Origin of the sequence: Bellilinea sp. (assembly GCF_034432615.1) — a bacterium.
Classification (GTDB): domain Bacteria; phylum Chloroflexota; class Anaerolineae; order Anaerolineales; family Anaerolineaceae; genus Bellilinea.
This window is the reverse complement of sequence record NZ_DAOUBL010000053.1, coordinates 1-1,929: the sequence shown is the minus strand read 5'-3', so window position 1 is coordinate 1,929 and position 1,929 is coordinate 1. Positions and strand designations below refer to the sequence as shown.

At 54.3% G+C, this 1,929-nt stretch carries 2 protein-coding genes and 1 pseudogene; all 3 read right to left on the bottom strand.

Translation table 11 applies throughout. From position 1 onward, the window contains the following. On the bottom strand, positions 1 to 546 hold a 546-nt coding region (locus tag VAE48_RS02985), incomplete at its 3' end, for an ABC transporter permease subunit (RefSeq protein WP_322791829.1). A 5-nt stretch (positions 547 to 551) separates the two neighbouring features. After that, positions 552 to 1,481: an ABC transporter ATP-binding protein gene (locus VAE48_RS02980; protein WP_322791828.1), complete on the bottom strand. Its 930-nt coding sequence runs from the start codon at positions 1,479 to 1,481 to the stop codon at positions 552 to 554. 172 nt (positions 1,482 to 1,653) lie between these two features. Continuing rightward, a pseudogene (locus tag VAE48_RS02975) lies at positions 1,654 to 1,929 on the bottom strand (GTP 3',8-cyclase MoaA); the annotation flags it as partial.

Below are 1,929 nucleotides of genomic sequence, written 5' to 3'. Positions count from 1 at the left end.
CATCAGCGGTCCGACCACCAGCACGCCCAACAGCCACGTCGGCCCAAGCACATAGGCGCGTACCTGCTGGCTGGCGCCTGTCAATGGAATCAGAAGTTGAAAGATGAGGAAACACAGCCAGGTAGCCCCAACCGCGGGAATGGCGGCTGCCAGCGCTTTGCCGGTCAGCAGCTCTTCGGTGGAAATGGGGGTGGCCAGTAAAGGCTCAAGACTGCGGGTTGTTTTTTCGCCTACGATGCTGTACGCTGCAATGGTGATGGGAATGATCAACGGCAGCATCATGTACAGAATCAGGAATTGATTGATGACATAGACCTGCATGCAGGAGGCTGCATCCATATCCCCACACACCGAGAGGAATAATTCGGGCAGATCGGCCATATCCCCGCCGGGCAGGGTGCTTCCGGCGGTAACAAACAGCATGATCAGCGGCAGGGCAGTAAAGAGCAGCGGCATTAAGACAATGGTGAATAAAACCATTTTGTTTTTGAACACTTCTGCCCATTCTTTATCAATGATGGTACGAATATGTCGGAAGGACAACATGGCCATTACTCCTCTGCCTGCAACGTTTGCAGGTAAATATCTTCCAGTGAATGACGGATTTCGCCGACAAATTGCAGATCGGCGCCACATTCTACGAGAGCGCGAATCAGGGACGGGTTGTGCTCTTCCGGGTCATCCAGGCGCACGACCAGCCGGTTATCCACGCTGAAAACTTCTTTGACAAAGTCAAAGCGGCGCAATACCTCTGCCCATTCCGGAATCAATTTTCGCAGATGGAAAACCACCCGCCGCCCGAACAAGCGCTGGCGCAGGTTTTCGGGGGTGTCCACGGCAATCAGGCGGGATTTGAAGATGCCGATGCGATCGCACAGACGGTCGGCTTCGTCTAAATTGTGGGTACAGAGGAAGATGGTCCGCCCTTCGCTTTTTAACTCTTCAATAAAATCCCGCACCAGTTTGGCGGCTTCAGGATCCAGGCCGCTGGTGGGTTCATCCAGAAAAAGAACGCGCGGCTCGTGCAATAGAGCGCGGGCAATCGCCAGTTTCTGGCGCATCCCCTTACTAAAACTGCCCACTTCGTCCATGCGCCGGTTCCACAGGCCCAACATGCGCAGATATTTTTCAACCTGTCCTTTGACATCCTGTACATCGTAGAGATTGGCGTAAATGCTCAGGTTTTTCTCGGCGCTCAGACGTTCGTACATGCCGGGCGTTTCGGTCAGAATGCCGATGCTGCGCCGAATCCGGGTGTCATCGCGGCCGATTTGCAGGTTGTTAATGAAGGCGCGCCCGCTGGTGGGGCGAATCAAAGCTGCCAGCATGCGAACGGTGGTGGTTTTACCTGCGCCGTTGGGTCCTAAAAAACCAAATACTTCCCCTTCATTTATCTCCAGGGTCAGGTCTTGCACGGCTTGAATGGGGGGTTGATTTTTACGCAGGATGAAAGTTTTCGTCAGGTTTTCTGTGCGAATCATAAATTTCTCTCCACGGGGTGGATAGTGCCAGTCTTCTTCGACCCCGATTATTGTATCATTGTATCAGAAAAATGGTATAAGGGAAGGGGGTTAAGACCAAAGCGCACCTCGACCAAAGGAGGAATTGAAGGCTGGTCAGGTGGAGAGGATAGGATGCTTGTGAGCCTGGCTATTAACCGCCTATTTCACTCATGGTCCGGTTGGTAGCAAAATTGCCTTCGGCAAGGCCGTGCCCCCATGGTTTGTGCCAGATGCCATCCAGGATAATCTGCCGCAGGTCTTCCAGCGTGGCGCCCTGCCGGAGTGGGGTGAGCAGGTCTACTTCCTTCTCGCGCAGCAGACACAGGCGCAGTTTGCCATCTGCCGTCAGGCGGGCGCGGGTGCAGGCGGCACAGAATGGCATGGAAACCGAGGCAATGAAGCCGATTTCCCCAACCGCATCGCGCAG